Annotated in this window: 19 protein-coding genes and 1 tRNA gene; 11 read left to right on the plus strand and 9 right to left on the minus strand. The window is 69.6% G+C overall.

Translation table 11 applies throughout. From position 1 onward, the window contains the following. Nucleotides 1–10: 10 nt before the first annotated feature. Together AB0L21_RS02335 and AB0L21_RS02340 are read right to left on the minus strand one after the other, a co-directional pair. Nucleotides 11–700, minus strand: coding sequence for a hypothetical protein (locus AB0L21_RS02335; RefSeq protein ID WP_365781750.1), 690 nt, complete (start codon nucleotides 698–700; stop codon nucleotides 11–13). A 7-nt stretch (nucleotides 701–707) separates the two neighbouring features. After that, nucleotides 708–1550 (minus strand): helix-turn-helix domain-containing protein, encoded by an 843-nt coding sequence (locus tag AB0L21_RS02340; RefSeq protein WP_365781752.1) that lies wholly within the window; start codon nucleotides 1548–1550, stop codon nucleotides 708–710. Between the two features lie 481 nt (nucleotides 1551–2031). Between AB0L21_RS02340 and AB0L21_RS02345 the strand changes: the two genes are divergently transcribed. The 5 genes from AB0L21_RS02345 (at nucleotide 2032) to AB0L21_RS02365 (ending at nucleotide 6538) form a co-directional block, all read left to right on the plus strand. Continuing rightward, nucleotides 2032–2289 (plus strand): helix-turn-helix transcriptional regulator, encoded by a 258-nt coding sequence (locus AB0L21_RS02345; RefSeq protein WP_365781754.1) that lies wholly within the window; start codon nucleotides 2032–2034, stop codon nucleotides 2287–2289. A 140-nt stretch (nucleotides 2290–2429) separates the two neighbouring features. Further along, nucleotides 2430–2642, plus strand: a complete 213-nt coding sequence (locus AB0L21_RS02350; protein WP_365781756.1) for a helix-turn-helix domain-containing protein — start codon at nucleotides 2430–2432, stop codon at nucleotides 2640–2642. Further along, on the plus strand, nucleotides 2642–3787 hold the full coding sequence (locus tag AB0L21_RS02355; RefSeq protein ID WP_365781758.1) for a site-specific integrase: 1146 nt from the start codon (nucleotides 2642–2644) through the stop codon (nucleotides 3785–3787). Before AB0L21_RS02350 ends, AB0L21_RS02355 begins: the two co-directional genes overlap by 1 nt. 208 nt (nucleotides 3788–3995) lie before the next feature. Continuing rightward, a complete protein-coding gene (locus tag AB0L21_RS02360; protein WP_365781760.1) occupies nucleotides 3996–6062 on the plus strand; it encodes a GNAT family N-acetyltransferase in 2067 nt (688 codons plus the stop codon). After that, the gene (locus tag AB0L21_RS02365) at nucleotides 6059–6538 is read left to right on the plus strand and encodes an ASCH domain-containing protein (RefSeq protein WP_330338752.1); all 480 of its coding nucleotides are present in this window, start codon (nucleotides 6059–6061) and stop codon (nucleotides 6536–6538) included. The genes AB0L21_RS02360 and AB0L21_RS02365 overlap by 4 nt, the downstream gene beginning before the upstream one ends. Before the next feature lie 39 nt (nucleotides 6539–6577). Here AB0L21_RS02365 and AB0L21_RS02370 read toward each other — a convergent pair whose 3' ends face one another. Both AB0L21_RS02370 and AB0L21_RS02375 read right to left on the minus strand, forming a co-directional pair. Continuing rightward, nucleotides 6578–7096: a hypothetical protein gene (locus AB0L21_RS02370; protein ID WP_330338751.1), complete on the minus strand. Its 519-nt coding sequence runs from the start codon at nucleotides 7094–7096 to the stop codon at nucleotides 6578–6580. Nucleotides 7097–7634: 538 nt separating this feature from the next. Further along, nucleotides 7635–7708: transfer RNA gene (locus AB0L21_RS02375), tRNA-Gly, on the minus strand. Between the two features lie 529 nt (nucleotides 7709–8237). Here AB0L21_RS02375 and dcd point away from each other — a divergent pair. Together dcd and AB0L21_RS02385 are read left to right on the plus strand one after the other, a co-directional pair. Then, entirely contained in the window at nucleotides 8238–8813 is a 576-nt protein-coding gene (gene dcd / locus AB0L21_RS02380) for a dCTP deaminase (RefSeq protein WP_030648230.1), read from the plus strand. Between the two features lie 13 nt (nucleotides 8814–8826). Beyond that, nucleotides 8827–9330, plus strand: coding sequence for a phosphoribosyltransferase (locus AB0L21_RS02385; protein ID WP_041665384.1), 504 nt, complete (start codon nucleotides 8827–8829; stop codon nucleotides 9328–9330). Between the two features lie 67 nt (nucleotides 9331–9397). Here the strand turns inward: AB0L21_RS02385 and AB0L21_RS02390 are convergent, their stop codons facing one another. From AB0L21_RS02390 to AB0L21_RS02405, 4 genes are all read right to left on the minus strand, one after another. Then, on the minus strand, nucleotides 9398–10438 hold the full coding sequence (locus AB0L21_RS02390) for a YIP1 family protein (RefSeq protein WP_365699056.1): 1041 nt from the start codon (nucleotides 10436–10438) through the stop codon (nucleotides 9398–9400). Between the two features lie 78 nt (nucleotides 10439–10516). Then, nucleotides 10517–11944, minus strand: coding sequence for an FG-GAP-like repeat-containing protein (locus AB0L21_RS02395; RefSeq protein ID WP_365781763.1), 1428 nt, complete (start codon nucleotides 11942–11944; stop codon nucleotides 10517–10519). 35 nt (nucleotides 11945–11979) lie between these two features. After that, nucleotides 11980–13392 carry an FG-GAP and VCBS repeat-containing protein gene (locus tag AB0L21_RS02400; RefSeq protein WP_365781764.1) on the minus strand — a complete coding sequence of 471 codons (1413 nt, stop codon included), beginning with the start codon at nucleotides 13390–13392 and terminating at the stop codon, nucleotides 11980–11982. Nucleotides 13393–13467: 75 nt separating this feature from the next. Then, a complete protein-coding gene (locus AB0L21_RS02405; RefSeq protein ID WP_365699060.1) occupies nucleotides 13468–14949 on the minus strand; it encodes an FG-GAP and VCBS repeat-containing protein in 1482 nt (493 codons plus the stop codon). A gap of 626 nt (nucleotides 14950–15575) precedes the next feature. On the opposite strand from AB0L21_RS02405, the gene AB0L21_RS02410 reads away from it, so the two are divergent. After that, on the plus strand, nucleotides 15576–15902 hold the full coding sequence (locus AB0L21_RS02410; RefSeq protein ID WP_030648240.1) for an antibiotic biosynthesis monooxygenase: 327 nt from the start codon (nucleotides 15576–15578) through the stop codon (nucleotides 15900–15902). Nucleotides 15903–15963: 61 nt separating this feature from the next. Here AB0L21_RS02410 and AB0L21_RS02415 read toward each other — a convergent pair whose 3' ends face one another. Further along, nucleotides 15964–18231, minus strand: coding sequence for a (Fe-S)-binding protein (locus AB0L21_RS02415; RefSeq protein WP_365699061.1), 2268 nt, complete (start codon nucleotides 18229–18231; stop codon nucleotides 15964–15966). A 200-nt stretch (nucleotides 18232–18431) separates the two neighbouring features. On the opposite strand from AB0L21_RS02415, the gene AB0L21_RS02420 reads away from it, so the two are divergent. The 3 genes from AB0L21_RS02420 to grpE all read left to right on the plus strand — a co-directional run bounded on the left by AB0L21_RS02420 (nucleotide 18432) and on the right by grpE (nucleotide 22049). Then, on the plus strand, nucleotides 18432–19451 hold the full coding sequence (locus AB0L21_RS02420) for an MraY family glycosyltransferase (protein ID WP_365699062.1): 1020 nt from the start codon (nucleotides 18432–18434) through the stop codon (nucleotides 19449–19451). A gap of 94 nt (nucleotides 19452–19545) precedes the next feature. Beyond that, entirely contained in the window at nucleotides 19546–21390 is a 1845-nt protein-coding gene (dnaK, locus tag AB0L21_RS02425; RefSeq protein ID WP_365699063.1) for a molecular chaperone DnaK, read from the plus strand. After that, nucleotides 21390–22049 carry a nucleotide exchange factor GrpE gene (grpE, locus tag AB0L21_RS02430; protein WP_365699064.1) on the plus strand — a complete coding sequence of 220 codons (660 nt, stop codon included), beginning with the start codon at nucleotides 21390–21392 and terminating at the stop codon, nucleotides 22047–22049. Before dnaK ends, grpE begins: the two co-directional genes overlap by 1 nt. Nucleotides 22050–22072: the final 23 nt, after the last annotated feature.

Genomic DNA, 22072 nt, shown 5'->3' on the forward strand with positions numbered 1-22072 from the left:
CCGGGCTGCGTCACGCAGCTCGGCGCCGGTCCGTCCGGGCAGCGGCGAGGTCGATGCGCGACGGGTGAGGGGTCGCGCGTATGGCATTGCCCCGGGCAGCGCCGTCGGGGCTCGCCCTTCGTTGACGGCAAGGGGAGCCCACGGGTGCCTGGCACCAGTTGCACCGGACTCTGAGTGCATCGGGGATGCCCTCGGCGACGGCGGCCTCGCGAGCGGCGCGGTTCGGACGGTAGCGGGCCAGCTCGGCGCGGACGGCCGGCGGGATGCACGAGCCGATCTCGCGCAGGCGCCCCTCGACGTCGCGAGGCCGGCCACCGCTGGCGATCTGCCGGCGCCTGGTAGGGGAGGCTATGCCGGCGGCGACAGCGTTCCGGGACCGCAGCAGCTCGGCTCGCCAGGCGGCCGGATCGTCCGGGTCGGCGGCGGGAATGGGGTCGGTGTGCCGCTCGAGGCGGTCGCGTCGGTGGGCACGCCATCGGCGGGCGACGTCCACGGGCAGGATCGGGTACGGCGAGTCGAGGACGTGGGACCGTATGGCCTCGTGGACGTCCCAGCCGTGGTCGGTGGCGAAGGGCACGTCGTCGAGCAGCTCCTGCCACTGGGCGATTTGGTCACGGGCTTCGCCCGTGCCGGAGCGGATGGTGCGGGGATCGAGGCGTCCGACGTAGGCGAGGACAGCGGCGACTTCGCGTCGGTCCAAAGGCGGGTTACTCCGTTCCGGTCGGTTCGTCGAGGGCGGCGAGCAGGGCGGCCATGTGCGCCTCGGAGCGCGTCATGCCGAGTGTTGGTGGGGAGGGTGTGCCGCCTGGCAGGGCGTAGAGCTTGGGGCGGCCAGGGGCGGGGGTGTGTTCCCGGGCGATCCACGCGCGCCAGTCGGCTGCCCACGCGGCGGCGGTGCGGGGCGCCCAGGCGGCCCGGTAGGTGCGCCACTTCTCGTCGGCGGCGTGCATCGCGTCCTCGCCGAGGCGGTCGAGGTGGCCGTGGTGCTGCAGCCAGGAACGGGCATCGGTGTCGATCTGCCACTCGATGGCGGAGATGAGCGGGGCAGAGCTGCTGCTCTTACCGTTCACCTTCGGTTCTCTTCTGTTCTGGGGGTCGGAATCTGCACCCCCTCCGGGTCGGAATCCGTACCCCCTGGGGGTCGGATGCTGTTCCCCGGGGTCGGATTCCGACTCCCCTTCGACGTGCTCGGCCGGGTCGGATTCCGACCCCCCGAGGGTCGGAATCTGACCCCCCTGGGTCGGATTCCGGTTCCCCTCCGCGGTCTGCTCGGCGAGGAACCGGGCGGCGACTGGGAGGTGGTAGTACGTCTCTCCCCGCGGCCCTTTGCGGTCGGTGAGCTGTACGAGCTCGCCGCTGGCGATCAGCTTGGCCAGGGCATCGCGTACGGCGGTGCGGGAGGCGTTGGCGCGTTTCATGAGGGTGGGCACGGACGCGTACGCGACGCAGTGCCGGTCGCGGCACCGGTCGGCGATCAGGGCGAGGACCATGCGGGCGGTTCCCTTGCTGTGGCTGTGGTCCCACACCCATTCACGGGCGTCGTAGCTCATCGGGCGGCGGCTCCTAGGTCAGGGAGGGGAGGTGCGGTCGGCCCTCGTCGGGCGTTGCACAGGGAGGGGGTTGCACACAGCCCCGGTCCGGAGGCGCGGGGGAGGGCTGGTGGCGTCGTATAGCCAAGACAGCCACACGCATGCCGCACAAGTCCAGCATTCCGCCGGGAAATCAGACAGCTGACGGCGAACCTGTGCTGCGAGGCATCACCAAAACCATAAACCCGAAGCGGCGGTTGCCGAAATAATGTCCTGTCAGTTGAAGCCAGAAGCATCACATCGGGAGACCGTTGACTCCCTGCTGCGGCGCAAGATACAACACAACATCCCACGTCAGAGCGCACTTTCGGGCCGACGAAGGCAACGCCCGACGGATACCCGAACCCCCAGCCCAGAGGTAACTCCCGCCGGTTCGCCGGGCGGAACATAGCCGACGATCCCCGGTTAACCAAACCGGCGAATGCAAGCTACAAATGGAGCCATGGCAGCACGATCCCTGGAAATCGGTACGGCCGGAATACGGACCGCCCGCAGCATCGAAATCCTCCGCACCGAACGCGGCCTCGCCCAGCGCGAGCTCGCCGCCCGCGTCACCGCCCTCGGCCGTCCGATGACCAACACGATGCTGTCCCGCATCGAACGCGCCCAAGGCCGCTGCGACATCGACGACCTCGTCGCTCTCTCTCAGGCCCTCCGTGTCTCGCCTCAGGAACTCCTCCAGGGGCCTCGCGCCGCGTAACCCCAAGCGCTGCCAGCAGCAACGGCCAGCCGCCCAGACCCCCCGAGTAAAGGACCCGTCGCCCTTGCGCCGACCCGCAATACCCTCTGCCCTTCCCCGCTCCCAGCGCACCGCTCGCACCGATCAGGAGGTGACGGCGAATGACTGACCGGCTCCTGACCGTGGCCGAGGCCGGCGAAATGCTCGGTACAGGGGAGCGCTTCGTCCGCCGCCTGATCGCCGAGCGCCGCATCCGCTACGTGAAGCTCGGTCGCCCGGTGCGCATCCCGCAAAGCGCGATCACCGAGTACGTCGAGGCGCGCACCGTCGAGCCGGTCCGCCGCATCCGTGCCCGCTACGGGAAGGCGGCCTGATGGCGGGACGCAAGCCGCAGCGGCGGCGCGAGTTCGGCACGGTACGCAAGCTCCCCTCCGGCCGATGGCAGGCCCGCTACCTGGGACCGGACGGGCAGCGCTACACCGCGCCGGAGACGTTCGACACCAAGTCCGACGCGCAGGAGTGGCTCAACCTCACCCGCGCCGACATCGAGCGCAACCAGTGGCGCGACCCGGACGCTGGGGCAGTCAACTTCAAGAAGTACGCCTTGCGCTGGCTGAGAGAGCGCGGGCTGGCCCCGACGACGGTCGATCGCTACAACGGCCTGCTGCGCCTGCACATCCTGCCGACCTTCGGAGGCAAGGACCTGGACGAGATCAGCTCGCCCAGCATCCGTACATGGCGGGCCGAGCGCCTGAAGGCGACCGGCGCCACCACGGTCGCCAAGTCGTACCGGCTGCTGAAGGCCATCCTGCAGACGGCGGTCGACGATGACCTGCTCCGCAGCAACCCGTGCCGTATCAAGGGCGCCGGCAAGGAGGAGGCCGGCGAGCGTCCAACGGCCACGATCGAGCAGGTCTTCGACCTGGCCGACGCCATGGGCCCGCGCTGGCGCCTGATGGTCCTGCTCGGCGCGTTCGCCGCGCTCCGCCCCGAGGAACTGGCCGAGCTGCGCCGTCGCAGTGTCGATCTCGACGAATGTTCCCTGCGGATCACGCAGGCTTCCCCGGAGCTCACCAACGGCAAGCGGGTCACCGGCGACCCGAAGTCCCGGGCGGGCAAGCGCACCGTCTACCTGCCCGACTTCCTGCTCCCCGAGCTGCGCCGCCACCTGCAGTGGTTCGCTGAGAAAGAGCCGGACGCCCTCCTTTTCGTCGGGGAGAAGGGCGCACCGTTCCGCCGCTCAACCTTCGGGCGGAAGTGGCGCAAGGCCAGGAAGAAGGTCGACATGGCGGACAACTTCCGCTTCTACGACCTCCGACACACCGGCAACACCCTCGCCGCCGACACCGGAGCCAAGCTGAAGGACCTCATGGTCCGCGCCGGCCAGTCCTCCGAGCGGGCCCAGCTGATCTACCAGCACTCCACGGCGAAGCACCAGCGCAAGCTGGCCCAGGGGATCGACGCCGAGGTGCGAGAGCGGCTGCGCGCGTCAGCTGCCGAGCAGACGAAAGCCATGTAGGCGAAGGAAGCCGTGACCTACGGAGTCCGGCCGGACGGCTGCGTCGGCCGGACTCCGGGACGGTCGGCACCGCGTGCGACAGTCTCCGCATTACCGTGCGCCCCTTGTGCCCCCTTGAGAGACGGCCGTGAGTGAGATCAGCTTTTCCTGCATGCACTGACAGGGGAGTTGTGGGCGGCCGTGACCGGCCCAACTGGAGGGGGGAGCAATGGCGATCAAGTTGGTGTCCGTTTCGCCTGCGCAGGACGAGCTGATCGACAAGGCCATAGCCCTGGGTGATCGCTACACGAAGACGCTGGGGCTTCTGACGCCTCCTGCTTACCGGAAGGCAGCGGAGGATGGCGGCCTTCTGGCCGCGGTTGAAGCGGACGAGGTGCTCGGCTATGCGCTGTTCGGACTGCCGAAGAGGAGCGCGCGTATTCGGCTCGCACACCTGTGTGTGGCGGAGGAACAGCGCGGCCGGGGCATCGCCCGCCGGCTGGTGGAGGGCATCAAAGAGCGGTACCCACAGCGACTCGGGATCAAGGCCAAGTGCCGACGGGACTACAACCTGAGCGGGATGTGGAGGAGTCTCGGCTTCGTCCCGGATGGTGAGGTGCGAGGCCGCGGCCGTGACGGCGAGATCCTGGACGGTTGGTGGTTGGACCTCGGCCATCCGGACCTGTTCACGGAGATGGAGAGCGACGCGCTCCTGGTGGTAACGGTCGACCACGGAGTGTTCGCCGATCTGCGCGGCCTCGCTGACACGGCCGACGCGGAGGAATCCCGCGCACTGGAAGCCGGCTGGATGGCGGATCTCATCGAACTCGCATACACACCCCAGCTGGTTCATCAGATCCGGGACCTCACAGACACGGCAGAGCGTCAGCACCAGCGGGCGGCTCTGACCGGCCTGCGCAAGCTGTCCCCCGACTCGGCAGCTGTGGACGAGCGAACCCGTGAACTACTCGTGGCCGCCACGCAGGCCATCCCCAGTCTGACCGTCGGCGCTGAGCTTCGGCTCTGCCTGCGGTACGTGGCCGAGACCTCATGTGCCGGTCTGCAAGTCCTGGCGACCCGCGATCCGCTGTTGTCCCGCCTGGCTGACGTGGCCTGGGAGGTCGCCCGGGTCCGGGTCGTCTCGCCTTCCACCGTGACGCTGCACGTGGATGAGTTGCGGCAGGCCCAGGTGTATCGCCCGGCCGATCTGATGGGGACGGAGTTCCGGTCCGGCGAGGTGGCACCAGGCGCAGAGGGCGAACTGGTCGCCTTCTTCCACCAGGCGGGTGGCGACGACGGCTCGGCCTTCGCCGAGCGCCTGCGGTCGCTGAATGGGGGTACGGTCGCCTGGCGCCGCGAACTGCTCAGGGATGGTCAGGGCCACCCGGTTGCCCTCTACGCATGGGCGCTGGATGGGCGAACGCTGGTTGTCCCCGTCCTTCGTACGGCCAGCCACCCACTGGAAGAGACTCTGGCCCGGCAGCTCCTCTTCCTGATCAAGCGGCTTGGCCGGGACTGCGGTGCAGAGATCATCCGCATCAGCGATTCGCATCCCTCCGCGGCCGCCAAGTCCGCGGCAGGCGACGACGGGTTCTTCGAGCATGACGGCAGGCTTGTCGCCCTCCTCGTGAATGTGTGCGGGACGGCTGCCGAGGTGGAGGCTGTGGCGGGCGGACTGGCCCGCGAGCTGACCGTGGAGACGACCGCGCTCCGCGTCGGCATGCCCGCCGAGGTAGCCGCCGTGGTGGAGCGGGCGTGGTGGCCGGCGAAGGTCATCGACTCGGGGCTGCCGTCCTTCCTGGTGCCCATCAAGCCGCGCTGGTCAACCGAGCTGTTCAACGTCCCGGCCATGCTCATTCCTCGGAGTGACGCCCTGGGCATCAGCAGGGAGCACGTCTACTACCGTTCCTCGGGCCGCCGCGGGGAGAGCGTCCCGGCTCGCCTGCTCTGGTACGTCAGCGAGGGCAGTTCCCCGGGCGAAGGCCAAATGGTGGTGGGCAGTTCGCGACTCGACGAGGTGCTCATCGACACGCCCGACACCCTCTTCTCGAAATTCGAACACCTGGGCGTATATGGTCGAGCTGAGGTTCAAGCAGCTGCTGACACCTCCGGCCACGCCATGGCACTGAGGTTTTCGGACACCGAGATCTTCCCGAAGCCGGTGACGCTGCGGCGATTGACCTCGCTGGCCAGGGAGCGGGGACTACCGTGGTCGCCGAGTTCGCTGATCTCGCTGTCCAAGATCAGCGAGGAGCTGTTCCAGGCGATCTACCAAGAGGGGCACCGAACGACGTGAACGATCCGGAACGCGCGATGCTGCTGTCCGTCCACCCGCGCTTCGCCACCGCGATTTTGGCCGGCAGCAAGACGGTGGAGGTCCGCCGCCAACGCGTCGCTGCGCCACCCGGAACCCCGGTTCTGTTGTACGCGACCGCGCCCACCATGGCTGTGGTGGGCATGGCGCGCATCGCTTCAGTCCATGTCGCCTCCCCAAAGGAGGTGTGGTCCGCCCACAGCGCCCAGACGGGAATCACTCGGCGTGAGTACGACGCCTACATGAGTGGCGCGACTCAGGCGAGCGGCCTCACGCTGGAGGATCCCGTCTCCTTCGACGAGCCGGTGACGCTCAGCGCGCTGCGCTCCGCGGGGGCTTTCCACCCTCCACAGAGCTACCGCTACATGAAGGGCGAAGAGCTTCGGCAGGTGGCCGTGGCAGGACCTGTCGTAGGCACCGCCCTTCGTGAAGCGTTGGGAGACCTGGTGTCTGCCTAAGGCAAGAGTCGAAGCCCTGGGTTGCCGCGTCCTACAAGATCAGTCGAAGAGCAACGTGGCCCATGGGAGCCCAGCGACAACGCCGCCGTGGTGTGAACACGCACCTCGTCGGCCGATGGAGCTGGACGGCCACCCGTCGCTGCAGTGAGCGGGTGAGGGCATTTCTACCCGGCTGACCTCGGTAGGGGCCTGATCTATGCGGGTGGCCTCGGCGATGAAGTCGCTGTCGAAGCACTCCTGGTGGTCGAGAACAATGCGTGCAGCCTGACCAGCCAGGTCGCGCTTCTTGGCGTACGCCGTTGCTATGTCCAGCTCGGTGGCCGATGTGGTGTCGAGGTTCCCGAGATCGTCGGGGAGCTTGGTCCCGAACTGCAGGATGCTGATGTTCGGGTCGCCGGCGAACACCAAAGGAATCCGTACGGCGCGGGCCTTGTCGCTCAGCGCAAGGGCCTCGGTTCGGTGTGGCTGGCACATGGACTCGTGCTGATCGTCCTTCCAGGCATCCCAGACACCGACGCCAAGGCCAACAAACACGGCCAGGGTGACGAGCGAGAGCACGACTCTGATCGTCCGCTGTTCTCGTTCTGCCTGCTGCCTCGCCCTCTCGGTCCGAGCTTTTGCCTCCTCGGCGGCAGCTTCACGCTCAGCTCGGGTGGCGTGGTGCCGACAGCCTCGGCCGATCTCCTGGGGGAGCTTGCAGGGCGTCCCTTTCTTCGTGGGACGCCCACAACGCGATGACGTTCGGCGTCTTCGAGAACGGTCGTACCTCATGGGCATGGCGCGCATTGTGAACCACCCGCTCATGCTGCCGCTGCGGAACGACCGAAGTGCAGTCCGGATGGTCGACAGCTGAGCGCAAGCCCGCAAGTCGCCCTTTGCGTAAGGGACTTCACCACCATTTGCACAACCTGTGGCGCAGGTCACACGAAATGCGTCTCGCCATTTGAGACGAACCAGGGCGGGGGTGGCCAGAGAGGCATCCAGGCACCCCTGAGGTGACCGCTCAGCCTCGACTTAGGGCACGCGGAGGGCACGCCACCCTCAAATTGGACTAGACAACAAACAAACCCCAGGCTACTGACCTGGGCCTTCTTCATGGAGCGGGTGACGAGAATCGAACTCGCGCTCTCAGCTTGGGAAGCTGATGTTCTACCATTAAACTACACCCGCGTAATACGGACGGGCGGGCCCGGGGGTCCGGTGTCCGGATGCTTGCTCACTCTACATCATCGTCGGCCCCTGGTGTTCGGACCCCGGGGGCTGAGTCCGTTTCAGAGGGGGGATCCGGCTGCGGGCGGCCGGAGTTGGGGCGTACCGTGGAGGGGTCCGGTGGGGCCGGAGTGCCGCCTGGAGAGTCGTCTCTTTGATCCCGTAATGTGGCTTTTGTCGTCCGGGCAGCAACGCCGGACGAGGCTCCTGGGGAAGGGACTTGAGGGACTTGATGGAACGCACCGTCGTCCGATGCGCGGACGGGCACGTCTTCAGCACCGCTTCGTTCCCGATGCAGCAGGCCGAGCGGCTCGGCCCCGGCCGGCTCGTGCGGTGTCCGCGGTGTGCCCGGCTCCGCAGCGCGGTCCCCGTCGCCCTGCAGAAGAGGTGAGGGCAGCGGGAGTGGACCGACTGTAGTCGGGGTGTCACAGCGGGCGCGTGGAGCAGTCGTGATGGCGACGGCTCCGCGCGCCTTGCGTATCCTCGCTACGTGCTTCTCTCAGACAAGGACATCCGGGCCGAGATCGACGCCGGGCGGGTACGGATCGATCCCTATGACGAAACCATGGTGCAGCCGTCGAGCATCGACGTACGGCTGGACCGGTACTTCCGGGTGTTCGAGAATCACCGGTACCCCCACATCGACCCCTCCGTCGAGCAGGCCGATCTGACCCGGCTGGTGGAGCCGGAGGGCGATGAGCCGTTCATCCTGCATCCCGGGGAGTTCGTGCTCGCCTCCACGTACGAGGTGATCACGCTTCCCGACGATCTCGCCTCCCGGCTGGAGGGGAAGAGTTCGCTCGGGCGGCTGGGGCTGGTCACGCACTCCACCGCCGGGTTCATCGACCCCGGGTTCAGCGGGCACGTCACCCTGGAGCTGTCGAACCTCGCCACCCTCCCCATCAAGCTGTGGCCGGGGATGAAGATCGGGCAGCTGTGCATGTTCCGGCTGTCCTCGCCCGCCGAGTCGCCGTACGGCAGTGAGCGCTACGGCTCCCGGTACCAGGGCCAGCGCGGGCCGACCGCCTCGCGGTCCTATCTCAATTTCCATCGGACCCAGGTGTGAGGGCGACGACAGCATGAGCAGCGCAGACGTGCGGGAGAACCTGACCTACGAGCGGTTCGGGGCCGCCATCCGCGAGCTGGCGCAGACCATCGCCGACGACGGGTACGAGCCCGACATCGTGCTCAGCATCGCGCGCGGGGGAGTCTTCGTGGCGGGCGGGCTCGCTTACGCCCTCGACTGCAAGAACATCCACCTCGTGAACGTGGAGTTCTACACCGGTGTGGGGACGACCCTGGAAATGCCGGTCATGCTCGCGCCCGTCCCCAACGTGATCGACTTCTCCGATAAGAAGGTGCTGATCACCGACGACGTCGCCGACACCGGCAAGACCCTGAAGCTCGTCCGCGACTTCTGCCTCGACACCGTCGCCGAGGTGCGCTCCGCCGTGATCTACGAGAAGTCCCACTCCCTCGTGAAGTGCGAGTACGTGTGGAAGCGGACCGACGACTGGATCAACTTCCCGTGGAGCGTGGAGCCGCCCGTGGTGAAGCGGGCGGGGCAGGTTCTGGACGCCTGATCCCGGAGTACGGACGCGACAAGGGCTCCCGGCTTTCCCGCCGGGGGCCCTTCCTGTGCGTCAGCACTCAGAACGTGCCCAGCTTCACGATCGACAGCAACGCGATCAGCTGGATCGCCGACGCCCCCAGCGCCCTCGGCCACGGCAGGTCGTGGGAGCGGGACACCATCAGGGTCAGCAGGGCACCCGCGCCGACCCAGGTGGCCCAGCCGAGGAGCTGGACGAAGCCGGCGTCGCCGCCGAAGAACATGGCGACGATCAGGCGGGGCGCGTCCGTGAGGGCCGTGATCAGCATGGACAGCCCCACCGTGGGCTGCCAGGCGCCGTCGCCGCCGAGCTGGCGGGCCAGGGTGTGGGTGACGACGCCCAGGACGAACAGGCCGAGCACCATCACGACGGCCGTGATCAGCACGATCGGCACCGCGTTGGACAGCGTCGCGCTGATCGCGTCCTGGCGGGCGCCGTCGAAGCCGAAGACCGCGAGCAGGCCGTAGAGGAAGGTCACGATGAGGGCGGGCGTCCACATCGTGTAGTCCCGCATGCGCAGGAAGGTGTCGTTCGGGGACAGGACGATCCCCTTCAGCAGTTCCTTCCAGTGCAGGGGCGGGCCGAGCGGCGCGGCGGGCGCGGCGGCGGAGCCGGCCTGATAGGTCGCGCCCTGGGTGTAGCCGGCGGCCTCGTCGACCGAGAAGGCCTGGGTGTGGCCCGGGTTGTCGGCCGCGTAGGGGTCGTGCGCGCCGGGGCCCGGGTGGCCGCCGTCGCCGAAGTACTCCGGTCCGTCGTCGGCCGGCCCCGGGTATCCGTACGGCTGCCCCTGCCGCTGGTACGGCGGCTGCGGCGCCGACGGGTAGCCGTACGAGGGGCCCGCGGGAGCCGAGGGGCCCGGCCGTCCGTACGACGGCCCCCCGGGCCGAGCGGGCCCGTGCCCGTGCCCATGTCCGTGCCCGTACGACGGTCCCTGCGGCGCCTGTTGTCCTTGGGGGGTGCGGTTGTCTCGGCCCCCGCGTCCGATCCTGAATCCAGCCACGTCATCGAACGTACCTGGTCCTGAGGGCCGACGTGCCGGGCCCGGCGGTCCGGGCCCGGCTTTGCGGCCGACCTGTGACATCCCCTAAGGGGGCGTCAGGGGGCGGTTCAGGGTCCGGCCCGGGTTCCCCGGACGTTTCCCCGGTGGTGCCGCGCGGCGTCAGTTGTTGAGGACCGAGCCGTACCGCGGGGTGCCCGCCGTGGAGACCCCGGTGGCCGCCGGGCCGAAGGAGAGCGCACCGGCCGTCGTCGGTCCGCCGGTGGTGCCGCGCAGCGACCAGACCGCGCCGTCGCCCGCGTTCTCGCCCGGGCCCGCCACGGTCAGCTCGGCGCGGTGGTCACCGGAGTGGTCGGCGAGCAGGACCCGTGCGCCGAAGCGGTCGCCCTTCTCGGCGGTGCCGGGGACGCCCGCGGTGTTCTGGGTGTACGACACCGCGCCCTTGGTCGTCAGCCCGGAGGCGGTGCCCCGCAGGAGGGTGACCGATCCGGTGCCGGAGTCCTCGCCGGACGCACCGATCGCCAGGTCCTTGAACCCGTCCCCGTCCACGTCGCCCAGGAAGACGCTGCTGCCGAACGCGTCGCCGGTCTCGGCCGCGCCCGGCACGCCCGCGGTGTCCTGGCCGAGGACCAGCGGGGCGCGGGAGGTGTCCTCGCCGCCCGGTCCGCCGTAGACCACGGTGACCTTTCCTCCCTTGGCTCCCGCCGGGTCGGCGGAGGTCTCGGCCGGGTTGCCGATGGCGATGTCGGCGTACCCGTCCTTGTCGATGTCGCCGGTCGCCGAGACGGTGCCGGCGGGCAGCTCCTGCCACCAGTCGGTGTAGTTGCCGATGGACGGGTCGGTGACCAGGTGGGTGACGGCCGCGCCGGTGCGGGGCTGCCGGCCGTGCACCACCAGGCTGGTGGACCAGGCGGGGGAGATCCGCCCGGCGGACACGGAGGTGACGCCGTACGACGGGGAGTAGGGAGCGGGGGAGCCCGCGCCCGAGCCGCCCTGGAAGGAGCCGGACCGGGTGACGGGGCCGTTGACGAAGCTCAGGACGCTGGAGCCGGTGGATCCGATCACGACATCGAGGTCACCGTCGCCGTCGAGGTCGCCCACGGCCAGGGCCTGCCCGTACCGGTCCGTCTCCTCCTTCCCGTAGTTGATGACCGTACGGGACCCGGAGAGGCCGGACCGGGCGCCCCAGACGACGATCACCGTGCCGCCGTTGGTGTCGCCGTCGACGTCCTCGCCGGGCGCGCCGATCAGGAGGTCGGCGTAGCCGTCCTTGTTCAGGTCGGCGGAGGCGACGGCGCTGCCGAACGCGTCGCCCGCCTCGGCGGTGCCGGGCACGCCGGCCGTGTTCTGGGTGATCAGGGTGCGGGTGGCCGTCCTCAGCCCGGCGGAGCTGCCGTAGACGACCGAGACGGCGCCCGCCTCGGACCGGCCGCCGACCGTCGCGTCGGGGGCGCCGATCGCGAGGTCGGCGCGGCCGTCGCCGTTGAAGTCGTACGGGGCGGCGGCCGTCGCCGCGTGGGCGGCGGGCACGGTCAGGGCGAGCGGGGCCAGCGCGCCGGCGAGGGCGGCGGCGAGCACGCGGGTGCGCATGTGGTTCCCTCGGGAAGGCCTGGGGCGGGGGTACGTCACTGGGCGATGGCCCAGGCGAAGTCCCCGATGCCCTGCACGGAGACGTCGCGGGCGCTGATGAACGTGGCGTAGTCGGTGGTCAGGCCGGAGGCGGTGCCGCGCAGGACGGTGACGGCGCCGTAGCCGTTCTCGCCGCCCGCGCCGGCGACCAGGTCGGCCTTGCCGTTCTTGTTGATGTCGATCAGCCGCACCGACTGGCCGAACTGGTCCCAGGCCTCGGAGCCGCCGGGCACGCCCTCGGTGTCCTGCGTCCAGGTCTTGGCACCCTTGGTGGTCAGGCCCGAGGCGGAGCCGAACAGGACCGTCACCGCGCCGGCCTCCGCGGCCTTGCCCAGGTCCTCGCCGGGCGCGCCGACCGCGACGTCGGCGTAGCCGTCGCCGTTGATGTCACCGGTGCTGATCGACGAGCCGAACATGTCGTCGGCCTCGGCGGTCCCGGGCGCCCCCGCGGTGTCCTGGTGGATCACGGTCGGGGTCTGGGCGGGGTCGGGACCGTTCGGGCCGCCGTACCAGACGGAGATCTGGCCGCCCTTGTAGCCGGTCTTCTTGGCCGTGCTGGGGTCCGTGGGGTCGCCGAGGACCATGTCGCCGTAGCCGTCGCCGTTGATGTCGGCGATCGAGCCCGGCAGGCCGTCGGCGTTCGGCAGGTTCTTCATGGCCCACTTGGAGCCGTTCCAGGTGAAGTAGTCGATCTCGCCACCCGAGTCGCCGTCCACGAGGAACGGGTAGACCCGCTCGGCGGCGCCGTCGTGGTTCAGATCGCCCGCGAACACGTTGGCCGCGCCACCCAGTTCGCCGACGCCGAGGTTGCTCGCCGGGGTGCCGGTGCGGGTGAAGGGTCCCCGGTACAGGCGGACGTGGTTGCGGCCGGCGAGGGTGACGTCGAGCTTGCCGTCGCCGTCGAAGTCGGCGACGGCGATGCCGGTGGCGAAGTTGCCCCACTCGGAGAGGGTCGACGGCTGGGGCACCAGGGCACCGCCGGACAGGCCGGACGTGCCGCCCCACAGGATGGTGGCGCTGCCCACGGCGTCCCGGTCGCCGATGGTCTCGCTCGGGGCGCCCACGACGAGGTCGGAGTAGCCGTCGCCGTCCAGGTCGCCGGCGGCCAGGCTCTCGCCGAAGAGGTCCCCCGCCTCGGCGGTGCCCGGGACACCGGTGGAGTTCTGCGTGATCAGGGTGCGCCTGGCGGCCGAGACGCCCGAGGACGAGCCGTAGAGCACGACGACCGCACCGGCCTGCTGCGCCGTGCCGACCTGGTGGCCGGCGGCGCTCAGGGCGATGTCCAGGTAGCCGTCGCCGTTGAAGTCGCCGGTCAGATGGGAGGGCGCGGCGGTGGCGGGGGTGATGGGCAGGGCGGTGAGCAGGCCGGTGGTCAGGGTGGCGGCGAGCAGGAGGACGCGCTTGCGCAAGGCGGGGCTCCGGGTGGGAGGAGGCCGGGCCCGCGACGCGCGGGCCCGGCCGGGGATGAGCGGGACGAGGGCTGGTCAGTCGGCGAAGACGCTGCCGAACTGCGGGGTGCCCGAGGTGGAGACGCCGGCGGTGCCGGCGCCGATGAAGCGGCTGCCGGAAGTGGTGATCTTCGTGCCGTCGGACGGCAGGTAGGTGAGGGCACCGTCGCCGCTGTCCTCGTTGGCGCCGATCACGAGGTCGGCCTTGCCGTCGCCGGTGACGTCGTCGAGCTTGACGTCGACGCCGAAGAGGTCGTTCTTCTCGTTGCCGCCGGGGACACCGGTGGTGTTCTGGTTGAAGGACTGGGTGGCGGAGGCGGTGTTCACGCCGGACGCCGAGCCGAAAAGGACGGTGACCGCGCCGGTGTCGGTGACGCCCTCGATGTCCTCCAGCGGGGCGCTGACCACGAGGTCCTGGTAGCCGTCGCCGTTGATGTCGCCGAGGTCGAGGTCCCAGCCGAAGGAGTCGCCCTTCTCCGAGGTGCCGGGGACGCTGCCGGTGTTCTGGTTGATGCCGGTGGTGCCGGCCGGGCCGGAGGCGGAGCCGTAGGTGACGTTCACCCGGCCGCCGTCGGAGGCGTCCGGGACGGGGGTGCCGTCCTCGGTGGTGGCGTCCCAGCCGGCGCCGCTGACGATGTCGCCGAAGCCGTCGCCGTTGATGTCACCGATCGCCGTGATGATGCCGGGCTTGAGGGCCTGGGCGGTGGAGCCGCTCAGACCGCTCGCGGTGCCGGGCAGCCAGTAGTTGGTGTTCCAGCCGTACTGCGTGGAGGTCTCGTAGCCGTCGACCACGAGGTCGGTGCGGCCGTCGCCGTTGACGTCACCGGCGGTCAGGCTCATCGGGCCGAACGGGTAGTCGTTGCTGCCGGACAGGATGGGCGGCTTGACGGTGGTGATGCTGCCGGCGGTGCCGGAGCTGCTGATGCCGCCCTTGTAGAGGTAGAGGGTGGCGGAGGAGCTGCCGACGACCAGGTCGGTCTTGCCGTCGCCGTCGAAGTCGCCGGCGGCGAGGTCCTTGCCCCAGTAGTCGTGGGAGGAGACGGCCGGGTCGACCAGGTGGGCGGACTTGCCGGTCAGGCCGGTCTGGGAGCCGTACAGGATGACGAGGTCGCCGCCGTTGGTGTCGGTGCCGACCTTCTCGAACGGGGAGCCGACGGCGAGGTCGTCGTAGCCGTCGGCGTTGAAGTCGCCGTAGGCCGTTTCCCGGCCGAAGCCGTCGCCGGCCTCGGCGGTGCCGGGGACGCCGGTGGTGTTCTGGCTGATGACGGTGCGCTTGGCGGAGGAGACGCCGGTGGCCGTGCCGTACAGAACGACGATCTGGCCGGCGTCCTTCTGGCCGCTGACGTAGGCGCCGGGTGCCGAGGTGGCGACGTCGCCGATGCCGTCGCCGTTGAAGTCGGCCTTCGCGACCTTGACGGAGTCGGCGGCGGTCGCGGGCGAGGAGGCGAAGGTGAGCAGACCACCCGTCAGCGCGGCCGCGGTGGCCGTCGCGAGGGCGAGTCGGCGGTGCTTGTGCATGCGGTTCTCCTGCGGCATGCGGGGGATGCCTGGCGGGCATCCGCAGTCGATGGGGTGCGGACTCCCCGTGTTCGACGCGAGTTGTCCCGCGGTTCACAGGAGGCCGGCGATGGGGAGACCTGTGCCGGGGCGTAAAGGTTGTACGTGAGTCCGGTAATTTTCTGCGAGGCCGCCGTGACCGCCGGTGGGTGGCTACGGGTCCGTACGACCAGGCCGGCGAGGTGGTCTGCGTGGAAGCCGGTGGCGGCCAGGACGCGCGTCATGCCGGTCGGCCGAGGCGGTCAGGCCGGTGGAGCCGTCGTCGAGGTCACGGGCCCTCCTCGGCGCCGAAGACAGCCGGGAGCCGTCCCTGGGTGGGCGCGGCCTGCTGCTTCCGGGCTGAGCAACTGCCGTACGCCGGCCGGGAGTCCGGCGGGGTGACGTCGTGCGGGACCTCGCTGCCTTTGTCGCGGGGGGCGGGCAGCGCGACGGGGTGTCGGCGGTCTTCGTCCGTGCGGCTGCCCGGCTCCGCCGCTTCGCATCGGCACCGCCGGCCTCATCGGCCCCATGACAACCGCGGCGGTACGCGCACATTCGAGTCGCGGCGGCACCCGTGCCCCGGCCGTGTCGTGGGTCAGGATGGTGGCATGAGCGTAGTGAAGATCAACGTGCTGACCGTTCCCGCCGAGCAGCGGGAGGTCCTGGAGAAGCGGTTCGCCTCGCGGGCCCACGCCGTGGAGAACTCGGACGGCTTCGAGTGGTTCGAGCTGCTGCGGCCCGTCGAGGGCACCGACCAGTACCTCGTGTACACGCGCTGGCGTGACGAGGAGTCCTTCCAGGCGTGGATGGAGGGGCCGATGAAGTCCGCGCACCAGGGTGGCGGCGAGGGCGGCGAGCGCCCGAAGCCGGCGGCCTCCGGCTCCACCCTGTGGTCCTTCGAGGTGGTGCAGCAGGCCGCGCCCAAGAACGCCTAGCGGATACGACGGCGCCCCCTGCCTGTGCGGGTCAGGGGGCGCCGTCGGGTTCCGGAGGCCGTTACTTCACCGGTTCCGGCTCCGGCTCGCTCTCCGCCTCCGTCTCGCCCGCCGGGTCGACCGGCGTCTTGACGGAGTCGAGCAGCAGCTGGGCGACGTCCACGACCTGGATGGACTCCTTGGCCTTGCCGTCGTTCTTCTTGCCGTTCACGGAGTCGGTGAGCATGACCAGGCAGAACGGGCAGGCCGTCGACACGATGTCGGGGTTGAGGGACAGGGCCTCGTCGACGCGCTCGTTGTTGATGCGCTTGCCGATGCGCTCCTCCATCCACATCCGCGCGCCGCCGGCGCCGCAGCAGAAGCCGCGCTCCTTGTGGCGGTGCATCTCCTCGTTGCGCAGGCCCGGGACCTTGCCGATGATCTCGCGCGGGGGCGTGTAGATCTTGTTGTGGCGGCCCAGGTAGCACGGGTCGTGGTACGTGATGATGCCCTCGACCGGGGTGACCGGGATCAGCTTGCCCTCGTCCACCAGGTGCTGGAGCAGCTGGGTGTGGTGGATGACCTCGTAGTCGCCGCCGAGCTGCGGGTACTCGTTGCCGATGGTGTTGAGGCAGTGCGGGCAGGTGGCGACGATCTTCTTCGCCGACTTCGGCTTCTTGGTCGCCGGGTCGTCGTCGTCCTCACCGAACGCCATGTTCAGCGCGGCGACGTTCTCCATGCCGAGCTCCTGGAACAGGGGCTCGTTGCCCAGGCGGCGGGCGGAGTCACCGGTGCACTTCTCGTCGCCGCCCATGATCGCAAACTTCACGCCCGCGATGTGCAGCAGCTCGGCGAAGGCCTTGGTGGTCTTCTTGGCGCGGTCCTCCAGGGCGCCGGCGCAGCCGACCCAGTACAGGTACTCGACCTCGGTGAGGTCCTCGATGTCCTTGCCGACGACCGGGACCTCGAAGTCGACCTCCTTGGTCCACTCCAGGCGCTGCTTCTTGGCCAGGCCCCAGGGGTTGCCCTTCTTCTCCAGGTTCTTGAGCATGGTGCCCGCCTCGGAGGGGAAGGCGCTCTCGATCATGACCTGGTAGCGGCGCATGTCCACGATGTGGTCGACGTGCTCGATGTCCACCGGGCACTGCTCGACGCAGGCGCCGCAGGTGGTGCAGGACCACAGGACGTCCGGGTCGATGACGCCGTTCTCCTCGGCGGTGCCGATCAGCGGGCGCTCGGCCTCGGCCAGCGCCGCCGCGGGTACCGAGGCGAGCTGCTCCTCGGAGGCCTTCTCCTCGCCCTCCATCGTCTTGCCGCCGCCGGCCAGCAGGTACGGCGCCTTGGCGTGCGCGTGGTCCCGCAGGGACATGATCAGCAGCTTCGGGGAGAGCGGCTTGCCGGTGTTCCAGGCGGGGCACTGCGACTGGCAGCGGCCGCACTCGGTGCAGGTGGAGAAGTCCAGCAGGCCCTTCCAGGAGAACTGCTCGACCTGGGAGACGCCGAAGACGTCGTCGTCGCCGGGGTCGGTGAAGTCGATCGGCTTGCCGCCGGACGTCATCGGCAGCAGGGCGCCGAGCGAGGTCTCGCCGGTGGCGTTGCGCTTGAACCAGATGTTCGGGAACGCCAGGAAGCGGTGCCAGGCCACGCCCATGTCGGTCTTCAGGGCGACCGTGATCATCCAGATGAAGGAGGTCGCGATCTTCAGGCCGGCGAAGAAGTAGGTGAGGTTCTGGAGCGTGGAGACGTCCAGGCCCTCCAGCCAGGAGACGACCGGGTACGAGATGAAGAACGAGGCCTCGTAGCCGTCCACGTGGTGCTGGGCGCCTTCGAGGGCGTGCAGCATGAAGATGCAGACGCCGACGATGAGGATGACGGTCTCGACGAAGTACGCCTGGCCGAAGTTGGAGCCGGCGAAGCGGGACTTGCGGCCCGGCTTGCGCGGGTGGCTCAGCTGGCGGATGACGATCAGGGCGAGGATGCCGATCACCGTCATGGTGCCGATGAACTCGACGTAGACGTTGTACGGCGCCCACTCGCCGAGGACCGGCAGCAGCCAGTCCGCCTTGAACAGCTGCCCGAACGCGTTGACGATCGTCAGCAGCAGGGTGAAGAAGCCCACCGCCACGAACCAGTGCGCCACGCCGACGATGCCCCAGCGGTTCATCCGTGTGTGGCCGAGGAACTCCTTGACCACGGTGAGGGTGCGCTGTGTGGGATCGTTGGTCCGCGTGCCGGCCGGCACCGGCTGGCCCAGCCGCATGAAGGTGTAGATCTGCAGGAGGGCGCGGCCGAACAGTGCCACGCCGACCACGATCAGGACCAGCGACACGATGATCGCGGCGAGTTGCATTGGGGCTCCTGAGGCGGCCTCGGTCGGAACGAGCTGTCTGAGCTGATCGACATTACTAAGCGGTAACTTATGTAGTCCGTCTGAGACTACCCCCATCTTCCGTCGGGATGCAGCAGAGCGCGGGGTGATCTGGGTCGCCGCCAGCCAATCGGATCGTGTTATTCGTACCGAATTGATACTTTCGCCCCTACCTTAGAGCCGTGCTCTACGGGATCGCCGCCGCAACCGCAGCCCTTCTCTTCACCGCCGTGCTCACGGCGGCGCTCCGGCTGCCCGCCCGGAGGGCCGGGATCCTGGACCGGCGCCGGCAGCGGCCCCTGCCCCTCCTAGGCGGTCTCGCGGTCGTGGCCGTCACCTGCCTGGTCGCCGGAACGGGGGAGTGGACCCGGGTCGCCCCGCTCGGGGACGGGGTCGGGCGGCTGCTCATGGCGGCCGCCGCCGTCGCCGGGCTGGGCCTGGTGGCCGACGTGTGGCGGCTCCGCGCGCGCGTGCTCGTCGCCGGGACGGCCGTGGCGGCGGTCTGCGTGGTTCCGTACGACGAGACGGGCGCGCCGGGCGGCATGCTGGCCATCGGCTGGATCGTCCTCGCCACCCTCGCCTTCAAGGGGCTCGACCACGTCGACGGGCTGGCCGGGACGGTCGGGGTGGTCACCGCCTTCGGTGCCGGGGCCTGTGCCGCCGCCGAGGTGATGGACGGCCTCGCCGTGCTGCTGAGCGTCGTCGCCGCCGCGCTCACCGGCTTCCTGATGCACAACTGGCATCCCGCGCGGGTCGGGCTCGGCGCCTGCGGCTCGCTGTTCACCGGGTTCGTGCTGTCGTCGGCGGTGGTCTTCACGCGCGCGGGGTACGACATCGGGCCGAGCGCGGCCGTGGTGTTCTGCCTCGGTGCCGTCGCCGTCGCCGACGCCCTGCTCGTGGTCCTCGCCCGGGGGCTGGCCCGGCGCCCGCTGCTGCGGCGCGGCCCCGACCATCTCGCGCACCGGCTGCGGCGGCTCGGGCTCACCCCGCAGGGGTCGGTCGTGCTGCTGGGGGCCGGCTCCTTCTCCTCGGTGCTCGTGGGGGTGCTCGTGCACACCGGGTGGACGGGGGACTCGGTCGTGCTCTGGGTGGCCGGTGGGGTGGCGTTCGCCGTTCTCGTCCTCCTTTTGGCTCCCGCTCCGCAGGGTCGCCGCCCGTCATCGACGCAGGTCAGCGGGCACTTGCGTGTAAGGAACGGATAAGAGTTGAGTCTGGCTGGCTCAGGTCTGTTGACCCAGCCGGTCTCCTCATGCACACTTGAGCCTGTTCCACTCAAGTCAGCTGGAGGAATCAACCATGGCACGTGCGGTCGGCATCGACCTGGGCACGACTAACTCCGTCGTCAGCGTTCTGGAGGGCGGCGAGCCCACCGTCATCACCAACGCCGAGGGTGCCCGGACCACGCCGTCCGTCGTCGCCTTCGCCAAGAACGGCGAGGTGCTCGTCGGCGAGGTCGCCAAGCGCCAGGCGGTCACGAACGTGGACCGGACCATCCGCTCGGTGAAGCGCCACATGGGCACCGACTGGAAGATCCAGCTCGACGGCAAGGACTTCAACCCGCAGCAGATCTCCGCGTTCATCCTGCAGAAGCTGAAGCGGGACGCCGAGGCCTACCTGGGCGAGAAGGTCACGGACGCGGTCATCACCGTCCCGGCCTACTTCAACGACTCCGAGCGCCAGGCCACGAAGGAGGCCGGTGAGATCGCCGGTCTGAACGTCCTGCGCATCGTCAACGAGCCCACCGCGGCCGCCCTCGCCTACGGCCTCGACAAGGACGACCAGACGATCCTCGTCTTCGACCTCGGTGGCGGCACCTTCGACGTGTCCCTGCTGGAGATCGGCGACGGCGTCGTCGAGGTGAAGGCCACCAACGGTGACAACCACCTCGGTGGTGACGACTGGGACCAGCGCGTCGTCGACTACCTGGTCAAGCAGTTCCAGTCCGGCCACGGCGTGGACCTGTCCAAGGACAAGATGGCCCTCCAGCGCCTGCGTGAGGCCGCCGAGAAGGCCAAGATCGAGCTGTCCTCCTCGACCGAGACCTCGATCAACCTGCCGTACATCACCGCGTCCGCCGAGGGCCCGCTGCACCTGGACGAGAAGCTCACCCGCGCTCAGTTCCAGCAGCTGACGGCCGACCTGCTGGAGCGCTGCAAGACGCCGTTCCACAACGTCATCAAGGACGCCGGCATCTCCATCAACGAGATCGACCACGTCGTCCTCGTCGGTGGCTCGACCCGCATGCCCGCCGTCGCGGAACTCGTCAAGGAGCTGACCGGCGGCAAGGAGGCCAACAAGGGTGTGAACCCGGACGAGGTCGTCGCCATCGGCGCCTCGCTCCAGGCCGGTGTCCTCAAGGGCGAGGTCAAGGACGTCCTGCTCCTCGACGTCACCCCGCTGTCCCTCGGCATCGAGACCAAGGGCGGCATCATGACCAAGCTGATCGAGCGCAACACCACGATCCCGACCAAGCGCTCCGAGATCTTCACCACGGCCGAGGACAACCAGCCGTCGGTGCAGATCCAGGTCTACCAGGGCGAGCGCGAGATCGCGGCCTACAACAAGAAGCTCGGCATGTTCGAGCTGACCGGTCTGCCGCCGGCGCCGCGTGGCGTCCCGCAGATCGAGGTCTCCTTCGACATCGACGCCAACGGCATCATGCACGTCACGGCGAAGGACCTCGGCACCGGCAAGGAGCAGAAGATGACCGTCACCGGCGGCTCCTCGCTCCCGAAGGAAGAGGTCGACCGCATGCGCGAGGAGGCCGAGCGCTACGCGGAGGAGGACCACAAGCGCCGCGAGGCCGCCGAGACCCGCAACCAGGGCGAGCAGCTGGTCTACCAGACCGAGAAGTTCCTCAAGGACAACGAGGACAAGGTCCCCGGCGAGATCAAGACCGAGGTCGAGTCCGCCGTCGCCGAGCTGAAGGAGAAGCTCAAGGGCGAGGACACCACCGAGATCCGCTCCGCCACGGAGAAGGTCGCGGCCGTCTCGCAGAAGCTGGGCCAGGCCATGTACGCCGACGCCCAGGGCGCGCAGGCCGCGGGCGGCGCCTCCGCCGGTGCCGGTGAGGCCAAGGCCGACGACGACGTCGTGGACGCCGAGATCGTGGACGACGAGCGCAAGGACGGTGCCGCGTAATGACGGAGGAGACCCCGGGCTTCGAGGAGAAGCCCGACGTCCCCTCCGGCGCCACCTCCGACGACGCCGAGCCGAAGGCCGCCCCCGAGGAGGGGGCGGCCCCGGCCGGGGACGGACACGCAGAGAACAACGCCGGTCTGGTCGCCCAGCTGGACCAGGTGCGCACGGCGCTGAACGAGCGCACGGCGGACCTCCAGCGGCTCCAGGCCGAGTACCAGAACTACCGCCGCCGCGTCGAGCGCGACCGGGCCGCGGTCAAGGAGATCGCCATCGCGAACCTCCTGACCGAGCTCCTGCCCGTGCTCGACGACATCGGCCGCGCGCGGGAACACGGTGAGCTGGTCGGCGGCTTCAAGTCGGTGGCCGAGTCGCTGGAGACCGTCGCGGCGAAGATGGGCCTCCAGCAGTTCGGCAAGGAGGGCGAGCCCTTCGACCCGACGATCCACGAGGCCCTGATGCACAGTTACGCGCCGGACGTCACCGAGACGACCTGCGTGGCGATCCTGCAGCCCGGGTATCGCATCGGCGAGCGCACCATCCGCCCCGCGCGGGTGGCCGTCGCCGAACCGCAGCCCGGCGCGCAGACCGTCAAGGCCGAGGGCGCCGAGGAGGCCCCGGCGGCCGACGACAAGGAGAGCGGTGGCCCGGACGAGGGCTGACGTGACGACTGAGGGGAACCGCG

Source organism: Streptomyces sp. NPDC052721 (assembly GCF_040678315.1).
Taxonomy (GTDB): domain Bacteria; phylum Actinomycetota; class Actinomycetes; order Streptomycetales; family Streptomycetaceae; genus Streptomyces.

What these genes read in the sequence shown, in the direction of transcription:
- AB0L21_RS02355 (WP_365781758.1), top strand. Translation starts at nt 2,642, where the DNA reads ATGGCGGGACGCAAGCCGCAGCGGCGGCGCGAGTTCGGCACGGTACGC.
- AB0L21_RS02415 (WP_365699061.1), bottom strand. Translation starts at nt 18,231, where the DNA reads ATGCAACTCGCCGCGATCATCGTGTCGCTGGTCCTGATCGTGGTCGGC.
- AB0L21_RS02350 (WP_365781756.1), top strand. Translation starts at nt 2,430, where the DNA reads ATGACTGACCGGCTCCTGACCGTGGCCGAGGCCGGCGAAATGCTCGGT.
- AB0L21_RS02385 (WP_041665384.1), top strand. Translation starts at nt 8,827, where the DNA reads ATGAGCAGCGCAGACGTGCGGGAGAACCTGACCTACGAGCGGTTCGGG.
- grpE (WP_365699064.1), top strand. Translation starts at nt 21,390, where the DNA reads ATGACGGAGGAGACCCCGGGCTTCGAGGAGAAGCCCGACGTCCCCTCC.
- AB0L21_RS02345 (WP_365781754.1), top strand. Translation starts at nt 2,032, where the DNA reads ATGGCAGCACGATCCCTGGAAATCGGTACGGCCGGAATACGGACCGCC.
- AB0L21_RS02410 (WP_030648240.1), top strand. Translation starts at nt 15,576, where the DNA reads ATGAGCGTAGTGAAGATCAACGTGCTGACCGTTCCCGCCGAGCAGCGG.
- AB0L21_RS02360 (WP_365781760.1), top strand. Translation starts at nt 3,996, where the DNA reads ATGGCGATCAAGTTGGTGTCCGTTTCGCCTGCGCAGGACGAGCTGATC.
- dnaK (WP_365699063.1), top strand. Translation starts at nt 19,546, where the DNA reads ATGGCACGTGCGGTCGGCATCGACCTGGGCACGACTAACTCCGTCGTC.
- AB0L21_RS02340 (WP_365781752.1), bottom strand. Translation starts at nt 1,550, where the DNA reads ATGAGCTACGACGCCCGTGAATGGGTGTGGGACCACAGCCACAGCAAG.
- AB0L21_RS02405 (WP_365699060.1), bottom strand. Translation starts at nt 14,949, where the DNA reads ATGCACAAGCACCGCCGACTCGCCCTCGCGACGGCCACCGCGGCCGCG.
- AB0L21_RS02390 (WP_365699056.1), bottom strand. Translation starts at nt 10,438, where the DNA reads ATGTCACAGGTCGGCCGCAAAGCCGGGCCCGGACCGCCGGGCCCGGCA.
- AB0L21_RS02395 (WP_365781763.1), bottom strand. Translation starts at nt 11,944, where the DNA reads ATGCGCACCCGCGTGCTCGCCGCCGCCCTCGCCGGCGCGCTGGCCCCG.